The sequence below is a fragment of the Herbaspirillum rhizosphaerae genome (assembly GCF_046025915.1).
In the GTDB taxonomy this organism is placed as follows: Bacteria; Pseudomonadota; Gammaproteobacteria; order Burkholderiales; family Burkholderiaceae_D; genus Herbaspirillum; species Herbaspirillum rhizosphaerae_A.
Genome location: NZ_JAQQFR010000002.1, coordinates 358,521 through 376,047 on the forward strand (window position 1 = coordinate 358,521; position 17,527 = coordinate 376,047).

9 protein-coding genes and 2 tRNA genes are annotated in these 17,527 nt (G+C 58.1%); 6 read left to right on the forward strand and 5 right to left on the reverse strand.

Annotated features, from left to right (window positions below; genetic code table 11):
* Positions 1-30: 30 nt before the first annotated feature.
* Together PQR63_RS04255 and PQR63_RS04260 are read right to left on the reverse strand one after the other, a co-directional pair.
* The gene (locus PQR63_RS04255; protein WP_408165908.1) at positions 31-1,086 is read right to left on the reverse strand and encodes an SDR family oxidoreductase; all 1,056 of its coding nucleotides are present in this window, start codon (positions 1,084-1,086) and stop codon (positions 31-33) included.
* A 36-nt stretch (positions 1,087-1,122) separates the two neighbouring features.
* A complete protein-coding gene (locus tag PQR63_RS04260; protein WP_408165910.1) occupies positions 1,123-2,307 on the reverse strand; it encodes an MFS transporter in 1,185 nt (394 codons plus the stop codon).
* Positions 2,308-2,408: 101 nt separating this feature from the next.
* Here PQR63_RS04260 and PQR63_RS04265 point away from each other — a divergent pair, with 101 nt between their 5' ends.
* The 3 genes from PQR63_RS04265 (at position 2,409) to pbpC (ending at position 11,503) form a co-directional block, all read left to right on the forward strand.
* Positions 2,409-3,290 carry a LysR substrate-binding domain-containing protein gene (locus tag PQR63_RS04265; RefSeq protein ID WP_408165912.1) on the forward strand — a complete coding sequence of 294 codons (882 nt, stop codon included), beginning with the start codon at positions 2,409-2,411 and terminating at the stop codon, positions 3,288-3,290.
* Positions 3,291-3,416: 126 nt separating this feature from the next.
* Positions 3,417-9,284, forward strand: coding sequence for an alpha-2-macroglobulin family protein (locus PQR63_RS04270; RefSeq protein ID WP_408165914.1), 5,868 nt, complete (start codon positions 3,417-3,419; stop codon positions 9,282-9,284).
* Complete coding sequence (gene pbpC / locus PQR63_RS04275; RefSeq protein WP_408166138.1) at positions 9,284-11,503, forward strand: penicillin-binding protein 1C; 2,220 nt, start codon at positions 9,284-9,286, stop codon at positions 11,501-11,503. The genes PQR63_RS04270 and pbpC overlap by 1 nt, the downstream gene beginning before the upstream one ends.
* A gap of 58 nt (positions 11,504-11,561) precedes the next feature.
* Here pbpC and PQR63_RS04280 read toward each other — a convergent pair.
* Positions 11,562-11,646: transfer RNA gene (locus PQR63_RS04280), tRNA-Leu, on the reverse strand.
* A gap of 337 nt (positions 11,647-11,983) precedes the next feature.
* A tRNA-Leu gene (locus PQR63_RS04285) sits at positions 11,984-12,068 on the reverse strand.
* 253 nt (positions 12,069-12,321) lie between these two features.
* Here PQR63_RS04285 and rnr point away from each other — a divergent pair.
* The 3 genes from rnr (at position 12,322) to cysE (ending at position 16,612) form a co-directional block, all read left to right on the forward strand.
* Entirely contained in the window at positions 12,322-14,832 is a 2,511-nt protein-coding gene (gene rnr / locus PQR63_RS04290) for a ribonuclease R (protein WP_408165916.1), read from the forward strand.
* Between the two features lie 152 nt (positions 14,833-14,984).
* On the forward strand, positions 14,985-15,722 hold the full coding sequence (gene rlmB / locus PQR63_RS04295; protein ID WP_094563419.1) for a 23S rRNA (guanosine(2251)-2'-O)-methyltransferase RlmB: 738 nt from the start codon (positions 14,985-14,987) through the stop codon (positions 15,720-15,722).
* Between the two features lie 140 nt (positions 15,723-15,862).
* Positions 15,863-16,612 (forward strand): serine O-acetyltransferase, encoded by a 750-nt coding sequence (gene cysE, locus PQR63_RS04300; protein WP_408165918.1) that lies wholly within the window; start codon positions 15,863-15,865, stop codon positions 16,610-16,612.
* Between the two features lie 116 nt (positions 16,613-16,728).
* On the opposite strand, the gene PQR63_RS04305 is transcribed toward cysE, so the two are convergent.
* A complete protein-coding gene (locus PQR63_RS04305; protein WP_408165920.1) occupies positions 16,729-17,523 on the reverse strand; it encodes a UDP-2,3-diacylglucosamine diphosphatase in 795 nt (264 codons plus the stop codon).
* Between the last annotated feature and the right edge of the window lie 4 nt (positions 17,524-17,527).

Genomic DNA, 17,527 nt, shown 5'->3' on the forward strand with positions numbered 1-17,527 from the left:
GCTCATTACAGCAAATTGCAGCACATCGTCTCAAGGAATGATCTTGCGGCGACGGAAGTCGTCGAAGATAGCCATGAACATCGCTTCGGTCTCAACATATTCATGAAACCCGAAACGCCGCGCCTTGGAGCTGTCGCCGAACATGTCGTAATCCCATGAGAAGACAAAATCGCTGAATTCCCATGACGACAAGTCGGCGAAGCTGTGCGGCGCCAGATTGTGTTTTTCGATCATCTCGTGCCACAAGTCGGCCTTGTCAGCCATGACCGAGGTCAGCGACAAAGGCAACGGTGGCGCCACCTCCATATCGAAATAGCTTGCGATCTTCGGCCACATCTCGCTCCAGCGGAACAAGTCGCCGTTACCGATGTTGAAAGCCTGATTGTCGCAGCGCGGATCGGTCGCTGCCCACACCGTAGCCTTCGCTAACAGGCCAGCGTCGGTCATCTCTATCAGCTTGTCGTAAGCACCCGGCTTGCCGGGAAAGCGCAACGGCAGGTCGAGTTCCTTTGACACCGATGCATACACCGCAATCGCCAGCGCCAGGTTCATCGGATTACCCAAGGCAAAACCGCCGACTACCGCAGGCCGGATGCCGGACCAGGTCCACGATTTGCCTTGCTGGCGTTGTTCCAGATAGGTTTGCTGGTCGAACATGAATTCCGGCGGCATGAAATGCGCATCGGTTTCACGCGCCGGGGTCTTGAACGGACCGAGATGGCCGCCGTACACCTTGTAGCCCTGCATCAGGCTGACGTGTTGCAGGTTGTCTGCCACGGCTTCGACGCTTTCCAGCGTATTCATCAGCATCGCCAGATTTGGCGCTACCAGCTCGGCCCAGGTCGGACGATGTTGATAAGCTGCATAGAAAATGTGGGTGACTTGCCTTAGTCCACCCAATTTGACGCGCGCATCGTCAGCGTCAAGCAGATCTACGGCGATGTGTTGCACACGTTCGTCCGACTTGCCGCCACGGCGCGACAGACCGATGATGTTCCAGTCTTCCAGGCCGCGCAGATGATCGATCAGGTTGCGGCCGATGACGCCTTGGGCGCCAACTACCAGAGCTACTTTTTGTGTATTCATGGTGGATATTCGGATGAGGTTTGAACGTGGCGTTGCTTAGCAAACTTCGTTGGCGGCTTTCATCGAGACGGCCGGAGCAGCTTTACGATCCAGCTTCCAACTGATCAGGGCTACGACCAGACCGCCAGCGGTGATCAATGCCGCCACCAGCGATACTGAATGCAGGCCAGGACCATGATCGATGGTGACGCCACCTAGCCATGCACCCAGAGCGTTACCTAGGTTGAAGGCCGCGATGTTGACCGATGACGCCAGATTCGGTGCGCCGGTCGCTTTTTCAAGCACGCGCATTTGCAGCGGTGGCACGGTGGCGAAAGCGGCGGCGCCCAGCAGACCAACAGTGATCACGGCAGCCAGCTTGTAATGGCTGGTAAAGGAAAACAGCACCAATACGCCGGCCAGCAAAACCAGACTCACCACGAGTGTCGGCATCAGATACTTGTCGGCGAATTTACCGCCCAGCAGATTGCCACCCACCAGTCCAACACCGAACAGCAACAGGATTGGCGATACGGCGCCCGGCTGGAAGCCGGTGATGTCGGTCAGGATAGGAGCAATGTAGGTGAACGCAGCAAACACACCACCGAAGCCCAGCACGGTCATCAGCAGGCCGAGCAACACTTGCGGACGGCCCAACACGCGCAGTTCGCTGCTGAAGTCGGCATCCTGCTTGGCATCCGAACGCGGCACCAGATACGCCGTTGCCAGCAAGGCTATAACACCGATGGCGCTGACCGCCCAGAAGGTAGAACGCCAACCGTAAGCCTGGCCCAGCCAGGTACCGAAAGGCACGCCAAGGACGTTGGCTACGGTCAGGCCGGTGAACATCAGCGCGATGGCGGAAGCTTGCTTTTCCTTCGCGACCAGACCGGTAGCAACCACCGAGCCGACACCGAAGAATGCGCCGTGCGAGAACGAGGCGATGATGCGTGAAATCATGAGTGTGGTGTAGTCCGGGGCGATCGCACAACCCACGTTGCCGATGACGAACAGCACCATCAGGCCGACCAGCAAAGTTTTACGCGGCAGTTTGCCGGTGGTGGCGGTAACGAGCGGGCCACCGACGAACACACCCAGCGCATAACCGGTGACCAGCAAGCCGGCCGAGGATAAGGTCGTACCCAGATTGGCGGCAACTTCGGGCAACAGGCCCATGATGACGAATTCCGTGGTTCCTATCGCAAATGCGCTGATGGCTAGCGCCCATAAAGCAATCGGCATGATTTCACTCCCAATGGTTGTTTGATGTATGGCATTGTGAGGCCTATCTTTGTTGAGAAAAATACCGTTAAAATCAAAGAATATTTGAATTGGAGTCAACAATGACCATGCAATCGGATGAAATGCGCATCTTCATCGCCGTTGTCGAGGCCGGCAGCCTGAGCGCCGCAGCGGAAGTGCTGGAGCAGACGACATCAGGCATCAGCCGGGCGCTGACGCGATTGGAGGAGAAGCTCGGCACCAGCCTGCTGACACGCACCACGCGACGGATGGAGTTGACGGAGGAAGGGCAGGTATTTCTGGCGCAGGCGCGCGACATCATCGCCGCCATGGAGCGCGCCGAAGAGTCGATCCGTATCCGCAGCCAGAAGCCGGTCGGCAAGTTGCGCGTGGACGCCTCAGCGCCGTTCATGCTGCACTGTATCGTGCCGCACGTCGCTGCTTTTCGCGAAGCCTATCCCGACATCGAGCTGGACCTGACGACCAATGATCGTTTCATCGATCTGGTCGAGCAACGTACCGACATTGCGATTCGCATCGGCGAATTGCAGGATTCCACCTTGCACGCCAAGCCGTTGACGTCCGCGCGTCTGCAACTGCTGGCCAGTCCGGAATACCTGCGACGTCACGGTACGCCCAAGACCGTCAAGGATCTCGATAGTCACCAGCTGATCGGCTTCACGCAACCCGAAGGGCTGAACCATTGGCCGTTGCAACACGAAGACGGCGACCGCTATCCGATCAAGCCTTCATGCCGTGCCTCCAGCGGGGAAACGATCCGTCATCTCGCGATCCATGGACAGGGTATTGCCTGCCTGTCCAATTTCATGTCGGATGCCGACGTGGCGGAAGGGCGCTTGGTGCGTGTGCTGGAAAAGTCGCATACGGCATTTCGCCAGAAGATCCATGCTGTGTATTATCGGAATACGCAAATATCGAGACGCATCAGTTGTTTTCTTGATTTTTTGCAGTGCAAGCTGTAAGTCCGATCTGTGAGTCCGATCTGTGATTCAGAACCAACCGAGTCGCCATCTGTCTTGATCGTGTCACAAGGCTTCGTCACCATGAAGCATTGCCGAAGAACTGATTAAAAAGATAACGGAGCAAGCATGTCCCTGATTACCCGGACTTCACAATGGATCTCGATCCTGGCGCAAGCCTCGGCTGTCATAGCGTTGATCAGCGCGCCGTCGCTGGCGACAGCCGCCAATGTTGCCGGTTTCTCACCGCAAGGCGACGTCGCTCAGATTCGTCAGGTGCGCGCAACGTTTTCCGAGCCGCTGGTCAAGTTTGGCGATCCCAAGGCTGCTGCGCCTTTCGACATTAATTGCGCCGTAGCAGGCACTTCGCGCTGGGCCGACGGTAAGAACTGGGTTTACGATTTTGAGCGCGATTTGCCGCCGGGCACGCGCTGTTCCTTTACGCTGAAGCCGGGCATCAAGGCTGTGTCCGGCGCGGCAATCACCGGCAGGAGCGTGTTCCAGTTCAACACCGGCGGTCCGGCCGTCGTGCGGCATATGCCCGAAGGGAACGAGATTGAAGAAGAGCAGGCTTTCATCCTGTTCCAGAACGGCGCCGCAAATCAGGACAGCGTGCGCGACCATATGTATTGCGAAGCCGAAGGCATTCATGAGCGCATTCCGGTCAAGTTTGTGACCGATGCCATGCGCAAGGACTTGCTGAAAGAGTTCGCCAAGAAAATCGATCCGTCGCTAGTCACCATCGTGCAATGCCAGCAGCGCCTGCCCAACGATGCGTCAGTCAAACTGACCTGGGACAAGGGCATCACCACGCTCAACGGCATCGCGACGACAATCCCGCAAACCTTCAAGTTCAAGGTACGCAAAGAATTCACTGCCAGCCTCAGTTGCGAGCGTGAAAACGCTAATGCGGCATGCTCGCCTATCCTGCCGGTGACGATGTCGTTTTCATCCGCCGTGCCACGCAAGCTGGCCGAAGCGGTGGAGCTCAAGAGCAGCAATGGCAAGCTCAAGCCTTTCTTCGAAAAGAACAATACGGAAGAGTTGGTCTACAACCTGACCTTCAAACCGCCGTTTCCGGAGAACGGTGAGTTCACCATCAACCTGCCATCCGGATTCAAGGATGAAAGCGGTCGCGCGCTCAGCAACGCTTCCGCCTTTCCGCTGAAGTCGCGCACCGCCGGCTACCCGCCGCTGGCGAAATTTCCGGCGGCGCCATTCGGCATCATCGAATTGAATGCCGACGCTACCTTGCCGGTGACGTTACGCCGCGTAGAAGCGAACCTGCTGGTGCGTGGCACCGATGGCAAGGCTTTGCCGGGCAAGGTCGCCAATCTCAAAGTCGATGGCGACAAAGGAGTGATCGCGTGGCTGACCAGGCTCAATCGTTTTCATGAACGCTGGGGCGACACCACAGGTAAAACGCCCGACACGCGCGCCATCGGTTTGCTGGCCAAAGAGCCGGGTGTGAAAACACTGAATCTGCCTGCGCTATCGGATGCCAAAGACGGTGAGCGGCCATTTGAAGTGGTCGGCATTCCCTTGAAGGATCCGGGCTTTTATGTGGTCGAACTGGAGTCGCAAAAACTCGGCGCATCCTTGCTCGGCAAACCGGCGCCGATGTATGTGCGTACCAGCACGCTGGTGACCAATTTATCGGTACACGTCAAGCTCGGTCGCGAGAACAATGCGGTATGGGTGACCACGCTGGATACGGCCAAGCCGGTGGCGGATGCCGACGTGCGCATTTCCAATTGCCGGGGTGACGAACTGTGGCGCGGCAAGACCAATGCGATCGGCGTGGCGATGATCGCCAAACCGATCGAAGATACTTGTGCTAGCCGCCAGAACGAAGACGGCGCCATCAGCGGCCTCTTTGTCAGCGCGCGCAAGACCGACGAGAAGGGGCGTGCTGACATGGCGTTTGCGCTGACCTCATGGAGCGACGGTATTGAATCGTGGCGTTTCAATTTGCCGACTGATCGCTCTTCGGGCGCCAACGCCCGTGCGCATACGATCTTCGACCGCACCTTGTTCCGTGCCGGCGAGACGGTATCGATGAAGCATGAGTTCCGTCTGGAAAGCATGACCGGCTTTGCGCTGGCGGGCAAAGACAAGTTGCCCACACGCGCGCGCATCATCCATCAGGGTAGCGGGCAAGAGTTCCAGTTTCCGCTGAAATGGCGCAATCAAAAAAATGCCGAGACCGTTTTTGTGATTCCGAAGGAGGCCAAGCTCGGCAGCTACGATGTCATGCTCGACAGCGGTGCAGCAAAGAACGGCAGTGACAGCGGTAATAACAGCGGTAATAACAGCGGTAATAACAGCAGCAGTGATGGCGATGGTGATGCCGAAGAAGGCGGCGCTGCGCAAGGCAGCTATAGCACCGGCAGTTTCCGCGTCGAAGAATTCCGCCTGCCTTTGATGCAGGGACGCATTACGCCAGTGATCGCGAACAAGAGCGCCGGTCTGGTGGCACCGAAAGAAGTGCCGCTCGACGTCCAGCTCAACTACATCAACGGCGGTGGCGCTTCGGGACAAGCGGTGCGCGTCAGCAGTCTGATGCGCGCAAAGGCTGTCAGCTTTGCCAGCTATGAGGGCTATTCTTTTGGTGCAGGCAGTTACGGTGGTGAAGACGGCGATGCCGGCAGTGATGACCAGAAAATCGTTGCCGACAAGTTGCCGGTGACGCTGGATAAAAACGGTGCAGGGCGCACCACAGTCAAGTCCATGCCTGTCATCAAGACGCCGCGTGAACTGCTGACCGAGATGACCTATAACGATCCGAACGGCGAGATCCAGACCATCTCCAACGTCACGACCGTATGGCCATCGGCGGTGGTCATCGGTATCAAGGGCGGCGACTGGGTTTCGGTGAAGAAGAAGCTGGCGTTGAGCATGGTGGTACTCAATGCGGCAGGCCAGCCGCAAGCCGACGTGCCCGTCGAAATCACGGCCCTGAGCCGGCAAACCAACTCGCATCGCAAGCGCATGGTCGGCGGTTTCTACGCGTATGAAAATACCCGCTCATCGCAAAATCTCGGCACCCTGTGCAGCGGCAAGACCGACAAGCACGGTGTGCTGATCTGCGACGTGTCGTTGTCAGAAGCCGGCAACGTCGAGCTGACCGCCACCGCCAAGGATGGCAACGGCAACGCCTCGTTCGCGCAGACCTCGGTATGGGTGACGCGCCAGGGCGAGTTGTGGTTCGATGGCGAGAATCAGGATCGCATCGATATTCTGCCGGAGAAGAAGACTTATCAACCCGGCGAGACCGCGAAATTCCAGGTGCGCATGCCGTTCCGCTATGCGACTGCTCTGGTGGCGGTAGAGCGTGAAGGTGTGATCGAAACGCAGGTTGTGCAACTGAACGGACAGGATCCGACCATCAGCCTGCCGATCAAGGGCGGCTTTGCGCCTAACGTCTACGTCTCGGTGCTGGCGGTACGCGGGCGCATGCGTGAAGTGCCGTGGTATTCCTTCTTCAGCTGGGGTTGGAAAGAGCCGATCAACTGGTGGCACGAATTCAAGGAATATCAGGCACCCGGCACCATGGTCGATCTGGCCAAACCGGCCTACAAATTTGGCGTCGCCGAAATCTCCGTCGGCAGCGCTGCGCATTTGCTGAAGGTTGCGGTGACTGCCGACAAGCCAACCTATCCGATTCGTTCGACAGCCAAGGTCAGCGTGCAAGTCACGCTGCCTGACGGTAAACCTGCCGCTGGAGCCGAGATCGCGTTGGCGGCGGTGGATGAGGCCTTGCTGGAACTACAGCCCAACACCAGTTGGAATCTGCTCTCTGCCATGCTGCAGCGGCGAAGCTACGGTATCGAAACATCCACTGCGCAGATGCAGGTGATCGGCAAGCGCCACTACGGCAAGAAGGCAACTCCGGCGGGTGGCGGTGGCGGTAAGTCGCCGACGCGTGAATTGTTCGACACCTTGCTGGTGTGGAAGCCCTACGTGGTGCTCGACGCCAACGGCAGGGCGCAGATCGACGTGCCGCTCAACGATGCGTTGACCTCCTTCCGTATTGTTGCCGTGGCGGAGAGTGGTGCCGGTTTGTTCGGCACCGGCTCGGCCAGCATCCGCTCGTCGCAGGATGTGCAGGTCATTTCCGGCTTGCCACCGTTGGTGCGCGAAGGCGATCAGTTCAATGCCATGGTCACTGTGCGCAACACGACGACGCGTGCCATGCAGCTTCGCCTGAACGCGAAAGCCACGGGTGCGACACCATCCGCGACGATTGCCTTGCAGGATAAGGACATCGCCATTCCTGCCGGTGAAGCGCGTGAAGTGACGTGGCCGGTGACCGTGCCCGCAGATATCTCGCAACTGAGCTGGGAAATCGGCGCGCAGGAGCAATCCGTGTCGTCAACCTCGGCTGCGAAGGACGCCATCAAATTCGTACAGCGCGTTGTGCCGGCGATTCCGGTGACGGTGCAGCAGGCGACCTTGTTCCAGCTCGACAAGGCGTTGTCGATGAGCGTTGCGCAACCGGCCGACAGCTTGCCTGGACGCGGTGGATTGACTATTTCGCTCAAGCCGAGTCTTGCCGGCGGCAGCGAAGGCATCCGCAAATATTTCGTCGACTATCCGTTCTCTTGTCTGGAGCAACGCACCTCCAAAGCCATCGGTCTGCGCGACGATGCGATGTGGCAGAAGATCGTGACTGATCTGCCGACCTACCTCGACGCGGATGGCCTAGCGTATTACTTCCCGCCGAGCGAATCCAATGCGCGGCGCGGTAGCGATACCCTGACGGCTTACCTGCTGGCAGCCTCGAACGAGGCGGCCTATGTCTTGCCGACACAGAGCCGTGACAAGATGCTCGATGGTCTGGCAGCGTTTGTCGACGGCAAGCTCACCCGTGACTTCTGGTCGCCGAAGAAAGATCTCGACGTGCGCAAACTGGCAGCGCTGGAAGCGCTGTCGCGTTATCACCGCGTGCAGCCGTCCATGCTCGGTTCGATTCAGATCAACCCAAATCTGTGGCCGACGTCGGCAGTGCTCGACTGGATCGCCATCCTGCAGCGTGTGACGACCATTCCCGAGCGCGATAAGCGTCTGGCGGAAGCTGATCAGATCATCCGCTCACGCCTGAACTATCAAGGTACCCGCATGGGCTTCTCGGATGAGGCGAGCGATTACTGGTGGTGGCTGATGGCCAGCGGCGACAGCAATGCCAATCGTCTCGTGCTGACCATGCTGAACAATCCGGCCTGGCGCGAAGACATGCCCAAGCTGATCAGCGGCGCCATCCAGCGTCAACAGCGCGGCCATTGGAGCACGACGACCGCCAACGTCTGGGGCAGTCTGGCGCTGGAGAAATTCAGCCGTACATTCGAGGCGGAAAAAGTTGCAGGCACGACGCGCATCGTGTCCGATGCCGGCAATAACGCGTATGCGTGGAGTGGTGCAGGCGCAGCCGGCGGAAAAGTACAGATACCTTGGGGTACGCCTGCGCCGGGTACGCTGAAGTTCACGCAGGAAGGCAGCGGCAAGCCATGGATCACCATGCAAAGCCTGGCTGCCGTGCCGTTGAAGGCGCCATTCTCCAGCGGGTATCGCATCACCAAGACGGTTGTTCCGGTTGAGCAGAAGCAGAAGGGCGTCTACAGTCGCGGCGACGTGTTGCGGGTGACGCTGGATATCGATGCGCAGACCGACATGACTTGGGTGGTGCTGAACGATCCGATTCCCGGCGGCGCCAGCTTGCTGGGTTCCGGGTTGGCGCGCGACTCGGCGATCACGCGCAGCGGCGAAGATGATGGCCGTTCGCGCAGCAGTGCATGGCTGGCGTATGAAGAGCGCAGCTTCGAAGGCTATCGCGCTTATTACGAGCGCATGCCGAAGGGGCGTTCCAGCATTACCTATACGGTGCGTCTGAACAACGCCGGTGAGTTCAGTCTGCCGCCGACGCGGGTCGAAGCGATGTACGCGCCGGAGATGTTCGGTGAAATTCCGAACGCCAGGCTGAGTATCAAGGCGCCGTGATGGTAGTGACTGCGCGACGGCATATTGCAGCAGTATTGTTTGCTGCGACGACGGCGCTTCTGGCGGTAGCGCCGGGCGTCGCGCATGCCGTCCCGAGTTTTGGGGAGGTGCAGCAATCCTTCCGTTCATCCGACGCTGCGATGTACGACCGGCATGGAGAATTGATCCAGCAACTGCGGCTCAATCCCAATGAGCGTCGCTTATCATGGATCGCTTTGGAGGATGTGTCGCCGGCGCTGCGCAATGCCCTGATCGCTTCCGAAGACCGCCGCTTTTATCAGCACAGCGGCGTCGACTGGAGTGCCGTAGCCGCATCGGCATGGGGCAATCTGTGGAACACCAAGACGCGCGGTGCGTCCACTATCACGATGCAGCTGGCGGGTTTGATCTATGACGATCTGCGCCGCAAGTCGTCGGCGCGGTCGATGACGCAGAAAGTGTCCCAGGTCTTCATCGCGCAATCGCTGGAGCGCAACTGGCGCAAGGATCAGATTCTGGAGGCCTATCTCAATCTGGTCAGTTTTCGCGGTGAACTGGTTGGTGTTCATGCCTTGTCACGCGTGTTGTTCGGCAAGCATCCCAGCGGCTTGAATCAGAGCGAGGCGGCCATCGCAGTGGCATTGATTCGGGCGCCCAATGCCAAGCCTGCCAAAGTCTCGGAGCGCGCCTGCTCCATCCTGAAAGAGCAGGGCGCGCCGCAAGAATGTAATGGCTTGCAAGGCCGTACTGAACTGGTATTGGCACGCGCAACGGCCAAGGGCGAAATCAGTGGCGCTGCAACTGCCCCGCAACTTGCCCCGCATCTGGGGCGCAAGCTGCTCAAGGATGCTGGGAAACCGATTTATTCAACCCTCGATGCAGCGACACAGCGTTTTGCCAGCGATTCCTTGCGTCGTCAATTGTCGGCGTTGGTAGATAGAAATATCGAAGATGGCGCCGTAGTCGTGATCGACAACGCCAGCGGCGATGTGCTTGCCTGGGTGGGATCAAGCGGATCGCTATCCGGCGCAGCGCAGGTCGATGGTGTGCAGGCTTTGCGTCAGGCCGGCTCGACGCTGAAACCGTTTCTGTATGAAATGGCAATTGAGAAAAAATGGCTGACGGCAGCATCGCTGCTCGACGATTCGCCGGTCAATCTGGCGACCTCTGCCGGTCTCTATATTCCGCAGAATTACGATCGGCAATTCAAGGGGCTGGTGAGCTTGCGCACGGCGCTTGGTTCGTCGTTGAATATTCCGGCCGTGCGTACGCTGGTGATGGTGACCCCGGAGCGTTTCTTCCAGCGCTTGCAGACGCTGGGTTTTAATCTGCGCGAGTCGGGTGATTACTATGGCTACAGTCTTGCGCTCGGCAGCGCCGACATCAGCTTGCTGTCGCTGACCAATGCCTATCGCGCGCTGGCGAATCAGGGACGTTACAGCGGCGTGCGCACCGCGACGAACGATCCGCGCGTGACGTATCAACAGACGATGGATGGCGGAGCCTCTTTCATCGTCGGCGACATCTTGTCCGACCGTAGTGCGCGGGCACGGACTTTCGGCCTGGAGAATGCCTTGTCGACGCGTATCTGGACGGCAGTCAAGACCGGGACGTCAAAGGACATGCGTGACAACTGGTGCATCGGATTTTCGTCGCGCTATACCGTTGGCGTATGGGTCGGCAATGCGTCAGGCGCGCCGATGTGGGATGTGTCGGGTGTCACTGGTGCAGCGCCGGTCTGGCAAGAGGTGATGCAGTATCTGCACCGCCAGTCCGGCTCGCAGGAACCGGCGAAACCAGCATTCGTCATTGCTCAGCCGGTGCAATTTGAAAATCAGCTGGAAGCAGCGCGCACGGAGTACTTCTTGCCCGATACCAGTCAGCGCGTGTTGCAGGTGGCGAAGTCAGGCGAGATCGCGCCGATGATCACCTATCCGACAGCGGGGATGCTGGTGGCGATTGATCCGGATATCCCGCCGACGCACCAACGTCTGCGTTTCACTGCGCAAGGGGCGAAGCAAGGTGTGTGGTTGCTTGATGGGAAGCCGTTGAAAGCGGCAGGTAAAAAATCTGCCGATCTGGGGTTTGACTGGATGCCTTGGCCAGGCAAGCACAAACTGGTTTTGCAAGATACGAACGGCGTGGTGCTTGATCAGTTGCAGTTCGAAGTGCGTGGAGCGCTGGTACGGCCGCCTGAGGGAAAATCTTTGAAGAGCAAGGTGAGTTTTTCCGGGAGATAGAAGCAGTCCCCAAAACGCAAAAGGCCGATTGATTTTCATCAACCGACCTTTTATGTTTTGGTGCCCACGGAGGGACTCGAACCCCCACACCTTGCGGCACATGGACCTGAACCATGCGCGTCTACCAATTCCGCCACGTGGGCCTAAAACGTCTTCACACAAAAGTGCTTAGCGCTTAGAAGGGCTGAATAATACTGATATTGAATCTGGTGGTCAACAAAATAATGCGTAAAAACGAAACATGATGGGAGGGTGTTCGTTCGATGTGAATTTCATCGAGGCATGATGAGATTCTGGAAATGCGGAAAACGAAAAAAGGAGAGGTCGTCCACAAAATTAGCAGGGTGATTCCGCGCGCGATAAATACATGGAAATGTGCGAAGAAATGCATTCGAGTTTGCGAAGAAAGGCGCTGAGGTTTTTATGGCCCTGAAAACGCAAAAGGCCGGTTGATTTTCATCAACCGACCTCTTATGTTTTTGGTGCCCACGGAGGGACTCGAACCCCCACACCTTGCGGCACATGGACCTGAACCATGCGCGTCTACCAATTCCGCCACGTGGGCAATACCGCGAAAGAACGAGATTATAGCCCATTTTTAGATCTTGTCAATCACTTGGGGCGTTGCCGGCCATTTATTTTCAGGCGGCGGGCGCCGACGGCGCTATCGGGGCTGCATGTTAGGTAAATACCGGAAACCTCCGTTACACTAGGGCATGTTGCACCCTGGGCCAAGGCCCTGTAGTCGTATTCCAGCAGCTCGCCAGGCGGTTCCGCTGTGGCGAAACTGATGAATAACAATTTACCTGATTACACTTTTGAGCCAATTTCCCTATACCATTCCCAGCCGCGAGGAAATTCTCGGCATCCTGCGCACCTCTTCGGGCGCGCAAAACGCGATGACACTGGCTTCTGCCCTCAGCGTCAAGCCGGAAGAGATGGATGGCCTGACGCGACGCCTGAATGCGATGGAACGCGACGGTCAGATCAAACCCGACCGCGCCGGCAACTACAAACTGACGCATTCTCCCGATTTTATTGAAGGCCGCGTCAGCAGCCACCGCGACGGTTTTGGTTTCCTCTTGCCGGAAGACGGCAGCGCCGACATCTTCCTTCCCGAGAAAGAAATGCAGAAGGTCTTGCATGGCGACCGCGTCAAGGCCCGCATTATCGGCACCGATCGCCGCGGTCGTCCTGAAGGCACGATTGTTGAAGTGGTTTCGCGCGCCAATACCCATGTCATTGGCCGCTTGCTCAATGAGAATGGCGTCTGGGTAGTGGCGCCTGAAGACAAGCGTATCGGGCAAGACGTGATCCTCGCCGGCTCTCCGGGCAAGGCCAAGGCAGGGCAGGTGGTCAGTGTTGAGTTGACCGAACAGCCTTCGCGTTACACACAGCCTGTCGGCAAGATTGCAGAAATCCTCGGCGATATCGACGATCCGGGTATGGAAATCGAAATCGCCGTGCGCAAGTACGGCGTGCCGCATGAATTTTCCGAAGCAGCCAAAAAGTTGGCCGCAAAGCTGCCGGGCGAAGTCAAACCGGCCGATTTGAACGACCGCGTTGATTTGCGCGACGTGCCACTGGTGACCATTGATGGCGAAGATGCACGCGACTTCGACGATGCGGTCTATTGCGAACCGATCAAGATCGGCCGTGCCAAGGGTTATCGTCTGATCGTTGCGATTGCCGACGTCAGCCACTATGTGAAACCGAATGACGCGCTCGACGTGGATGCGCTGGAGCGCAGCACGTCGGTGTATTTTCCGCGCCGGGTGATTCCAATGCTGCCGGAGAAGTTGTCGAACGGCTTGTGCTCGCTCAATCCTGACGTTGATCGTTTGACGCTGGTGTGCGATGCCGTGATTACCGCCAAGGGCGAGATCAAAGCGTACCAATTTTATCCGGCGGTGATTCATTCCGCAGCACGCCTGACGTATACCGAAGTTGCAGCAGTTCTCGCCAATACAAAAGGCCCGGAAGCTGCCAAGCGCGCCGGCTTGGTGCCGCATCTGCTGAATTTGTATGAAGTCTTCCAGGCGCTGTTGCAGGCACGCCAGGCACGTGGGGCAATCGACTTCGAGACAACCGAGACCTACATCGTTTGCAATGCCGCCGGCAAGATTGAAAAAATCCTTCCGCGTACCCGCAATGATGCGCATCGCGTGATTGAAGAGTGCATGCTGGCAGCCAACGTTTGCGCTGCCGATCTGTTGAAGCGTCACGAGCATCCGGGTCTGTATCGTGTCCACGCCGGGCCGACCAAAGAACGTCTCAACCAGTTGCGTACTTTCCTGAAGCAAATCGGCCTGAGTCTTGGCGGTGGCGATAGCCCAAGCGCGTCTGACTACGCCGAGCTGATGCCGAAGATCAAGGTACGTCCGGATGCCTTGCTGATTCAGACCATGCTGTTGCGTTCGATGCAGCAAGCGGTATACAGCCCTGAAAACATCGGTCACTTCGGTTTGTCGTATGAATCGTATGCTCACTTCACCAGCCCGATCCGCCGCTATCCTGATTTGCTGACGCATCGTGCCATCAAGGCGATCCTGTTGGGTAAGCGTTACGAGCCGAAGGGTATCGATACCAGCGTCCTGAACACCATGCTGTCGCCCGCGGCACGCAAGGCACAGGCTTTGGATCGCGCCAACGGCAAGAAGAAGCCGGAAAGCAGCGTCGCCATCTGGGAAGCGCTGGGCGTTCACTGTTCCGCCAATGAGCGCCGTGCCGATGAGGCATCGCGCGACGTTGAGGCATGGCTCAAGTGCTACTTCATCCGCGACAAGCTGGGTGAAGAGTTCACCGGTACGATTTCCGGTGTGGCCACATTCGGTATCTTCGTTCAGCTCGATGCCTTGTACATCGAAGGCATGGTTCACGTCACCGAACTGGGTGCGGACTACTTCCAGTACGATGAAGCACGTCATGAGTTGCGCGGTGAGCGCACCGGGATCCGCTATCAGTTGACCGACCGTGTAACGGTGCAGGTCAGCCGTGTCGATCTGGATGCGCGCAAGATTGATCTGCGTCTGGTCACCGAGCCGGGCATTCGTACGATTTTGAAGAATGAGGCGCGTCGCGCCGAGAATGCGCAACAGGCGCGCAGCAAGACAGGCTCCGGCAAAGGTGCGCCGGCAGCGCGATCCGGCGGGGCTGCCAAGGCCGCACCGGCACCTGCACCAGCAGCCGCAAAAACTGCAAAGGGTGCAAAAACACCGAAGGCCGCAAGCAAATCCGGCAAAGCTTTGCCGCGAGTGAAGGGCGGGATTGAGTCGGACCGCAAGCGTCCGGCCAAGGGTTTTTCCCGCCCAAGCAAGAAAAATCGCTAACGCCGACGGCGCCGTGTTTTCTTAACTCGGCATCACGGCAGTAGCGTTAACCATGCGCTGAAGGAGGCTGAGCCGTAAGGGTTGGTCTTCTCAGCGCGGATTTATTTAGTGACTTATTTAGTGAAGCAGTATTTAGTGAAGAAGCAGGGCACATGAAAAGTAAAATGATTTTTGGCTTCCACGCCGTCACCTCGCGTATCCGTCACGAGGCATCGTCGGTTGAGGAATTGTATGTCGACTCCGAGCGTAACGACGCTCGCATGCGCGATCTGCTGCACGCAGCCAAGGCTGCCGGCGTACGCATCATCCAGGCTGACGATCAGCGCCTGTCGAATATTGTCGGCACGCGCCGCCATCAGGGCGTCGTCGCCAAGGCCGGCGAGCTGTCGCTGGCACGCAATCTGGACGAGCTGCTTGACGTCGTCGAAGGCCCGCCATTGCTGTTGATCCTCGATGGCATCACCGATCCGCACAACCTGGGCGCTTGCCTGCGGGTTGCCGACGGCGCCGGTGCACACGCCGTGATCGCGCCGAAGGATCGCGCGGTCGGCCTGAATGCGACCGCGGCCAAAGTTGCCAGCGGCGCGGCAGAAACCGTTCCTTACATCACCGTGACCAATCTGGCGCGCACCATGCGTGACCTCAAGGATCGCGGCGTCTGGCTGATCGGCATGGCTGATGATGCAGACAAGGATTTGTACGCTGGTGATTTCTCCGGCCCGACCGCGTTGGTCATGGGTTCGGAAGGTGAAGGAATGCGCCGCCTGACGCGTGAAACTTGCGATATTCTGGTTAGCATCCCCATGTTCGGTTCGGTCGAGAGCCTGAACGTCTCCGTCGCGTCCGGCGTCTGTCTGTACGAAGCGCGCCGGCAGCGTCTACCCAAGTAATATTGGGCAGCCCGCCGGGATCCTCGGCGGGTAATATCCCCTCGTGTGATCCCATTCTTGACGTCAGGAAAGCCGGCCCGCCTTCGGCAAACCTGACGGTAAACGATTAAGATTGCACATTCCGCACTGACAGCCACATTATGTTTACTCAACTTCGAGAAGATATTTCCAGCATCATTGAACGCGATCCTGCTGCGCGCAACGCTTGGGAAGTCTTGACCTGTTATCCGGGCCTGCACGCGGTCGTTCTGCACCGCATCGCGCACAGCTGCTGGAACAGGGGATTGAAGTGGCTGGGACGCTTTATCTCCCAGCTGGCGCGATGGTTCACTGGTATCGAAATCCACCCGGGTGCGACCATTGGTCGGCGTGTGTTCATCGATCATGGATTCGGCGTGGTGATCGGTGAGACGGCGGAAATCGGCGACGACTGTACGATTTATCAGGGTGTGACGCTGGGCGGAACTTCGCTTAACAAGGGGGCCAAACGCCATCCTACGCTGGGCCGCGGCGTGATCATCGGCGCCGGTGCGCAAGTGCTGGGCGGTTTCACCGTCGGCGACGGCGCCAAGGTCGGCTCGAACGCCGTGGTTGTCAAAGAGGTGCCTCCGGGCGCCACAGCCATTGGTAATCCGGCGCGCGTGGTGCAAAAGGTGCCTCAGGATCCTCGCGAGCAAGCTGCTGCACGCATGTTCGCAGCATATGGTGTGACCCCGAATGGTGACGATCCCTTGTCGAAGGCGTTGCACGGTTTGATTGATCAGGCTGCTGCGCAAGAGCATCAGATCGAGGTGATTCTTGCGGCGATCAAGTCTGCGGGAATTGGCTGCGAGAAGCTGAAGGAATTGGAAAAGTTCGATGCTGCACAGTTGAATAAACTGGTGGAGTAGTTAGCGTTGAAGTGAGTCTGAAATCGAACGCAGGAATAGCAGGAATAAAAAAAGAGGAGCAGATTTGCTCCCCTTTTTTTTGTCCGTAATGACCAGGCGGACTTGCTCGGCGATATCTATTTCAGCTCAGTACCGGCAGCATCGAAGCGATGCAGGACGCCGTCTGCAGTCAGGCTCATCCAGCCGCCGCGTGCAGGCTCAACATCATATTCCCAATCCGGCAAAACGTAGCGAAGACGTGTTGCTGTGACTGATTCGTCGATATGGAGGGCGGGGCGGTGCGTATGCCCGTGGATCAGGGTCTGCGTGCCTGTCTGGTCATAGAGCGTTCGTATGGCTTCGGCATTGACGTCCATGATGTCGTAGGACTTCTCTTTATTGGCATCCTTGCTGTTCTGGCGCACGCCTTCAATGATGGCTTTGCGCTGAGCCAACGGCATGCCAAGAAACTGCTGCTGCCATGCCGGTTGACGTACCTGCGCACGAAAAGCCATGTAGGCCGTGTCATCAGTGCATTGCGCATCGCCATGCGCCAACGTGATGTCGCGACCTGCGAGATGGATGACGTGTGGATCGTCGAGGATCGTCAGTCCGGCGGCTTCCGCAAAGGCGGCGCCGACCAAAAAGTCACGATTACCCGCGATCCAGTAGACAGTCACGCCGCCGTCGCTGATGTGGCGCAGTGCGTTGACGATGTCGCGGTTGTACGGCGTGTCGATATCGTCGTCACCGGCCCAGTATTCGAAGATGTCACCGAGCAGATAAAGCTGTTCGGCCCGGCTCGCATGCTGGTTCAGAAAGTCGTAGAACGCCTGCGTCGTGCGTGGCAGGCTGGCCTGCAAATGCAGGTCGGAAATAAAAAGCGCAACCGCTTGGGGTTGCGCTTCTTGAACAGATGAAGTGTTCGTCATCGGA

Bases quoted from the DNA above. Each gene is read 5' to 3' on its own strand.
- PQR63_RS04255 (WP_408165908.1), bottom strand. From the start codon at position 1,086: ATGAATACACAAAAAGTAGCTCTGGTAGTTGGCGCCCAAGGCGTCATC.
- PQR63_RS04260 (WP_408165910.1), bottom strand. From the start codon at position 2,307: ATGCCGATTGCTTTATGGGCGCTAGCCATCAGCGCATTTGCGATAGGA.
- PQR63_RS04265 (WP_408165912.1), top strand. From the start codon at position 2,409: ATGACCATGCAATCGGATGAAATGCGCATCTTCATCGCCGTTGTCGAG.
- PQR63_RS04270 (WP_408165914.1), top strand. From the start codon at position 3,417: ATGTCCCTGATTACCCGGACTTCACAATGGATCTCGATCCTGGCGCAA.
- pbpC (WP_408166138.1), top strand. From the start codon at position 9,284: ATGGTAGTGACTGCGCGACGGCATATTGCAGCAGTATTGTTTGCTGCG.
- rlmB (WP_094563419.1), top strand. From the start codon at position 14,985: ATGAAAAGTAAAATGATTTTTGGCTTCCACGCCGTCACCTCGCGTATC.
- cysE (WP_408165918.1), top strand. From the start codon at position 15,863: ATGTTTACTCAACTTCGAGAAGATATTTCCAGCATCATTGAACGCGAT.
- PQR63_RS04305 (WP_408165920.1), bottom strand. From the start codon at position 17,523: ATGACGAACACTTCATCTGTTCAAGAAGCGCAACCCCAAGCGGTTGCG.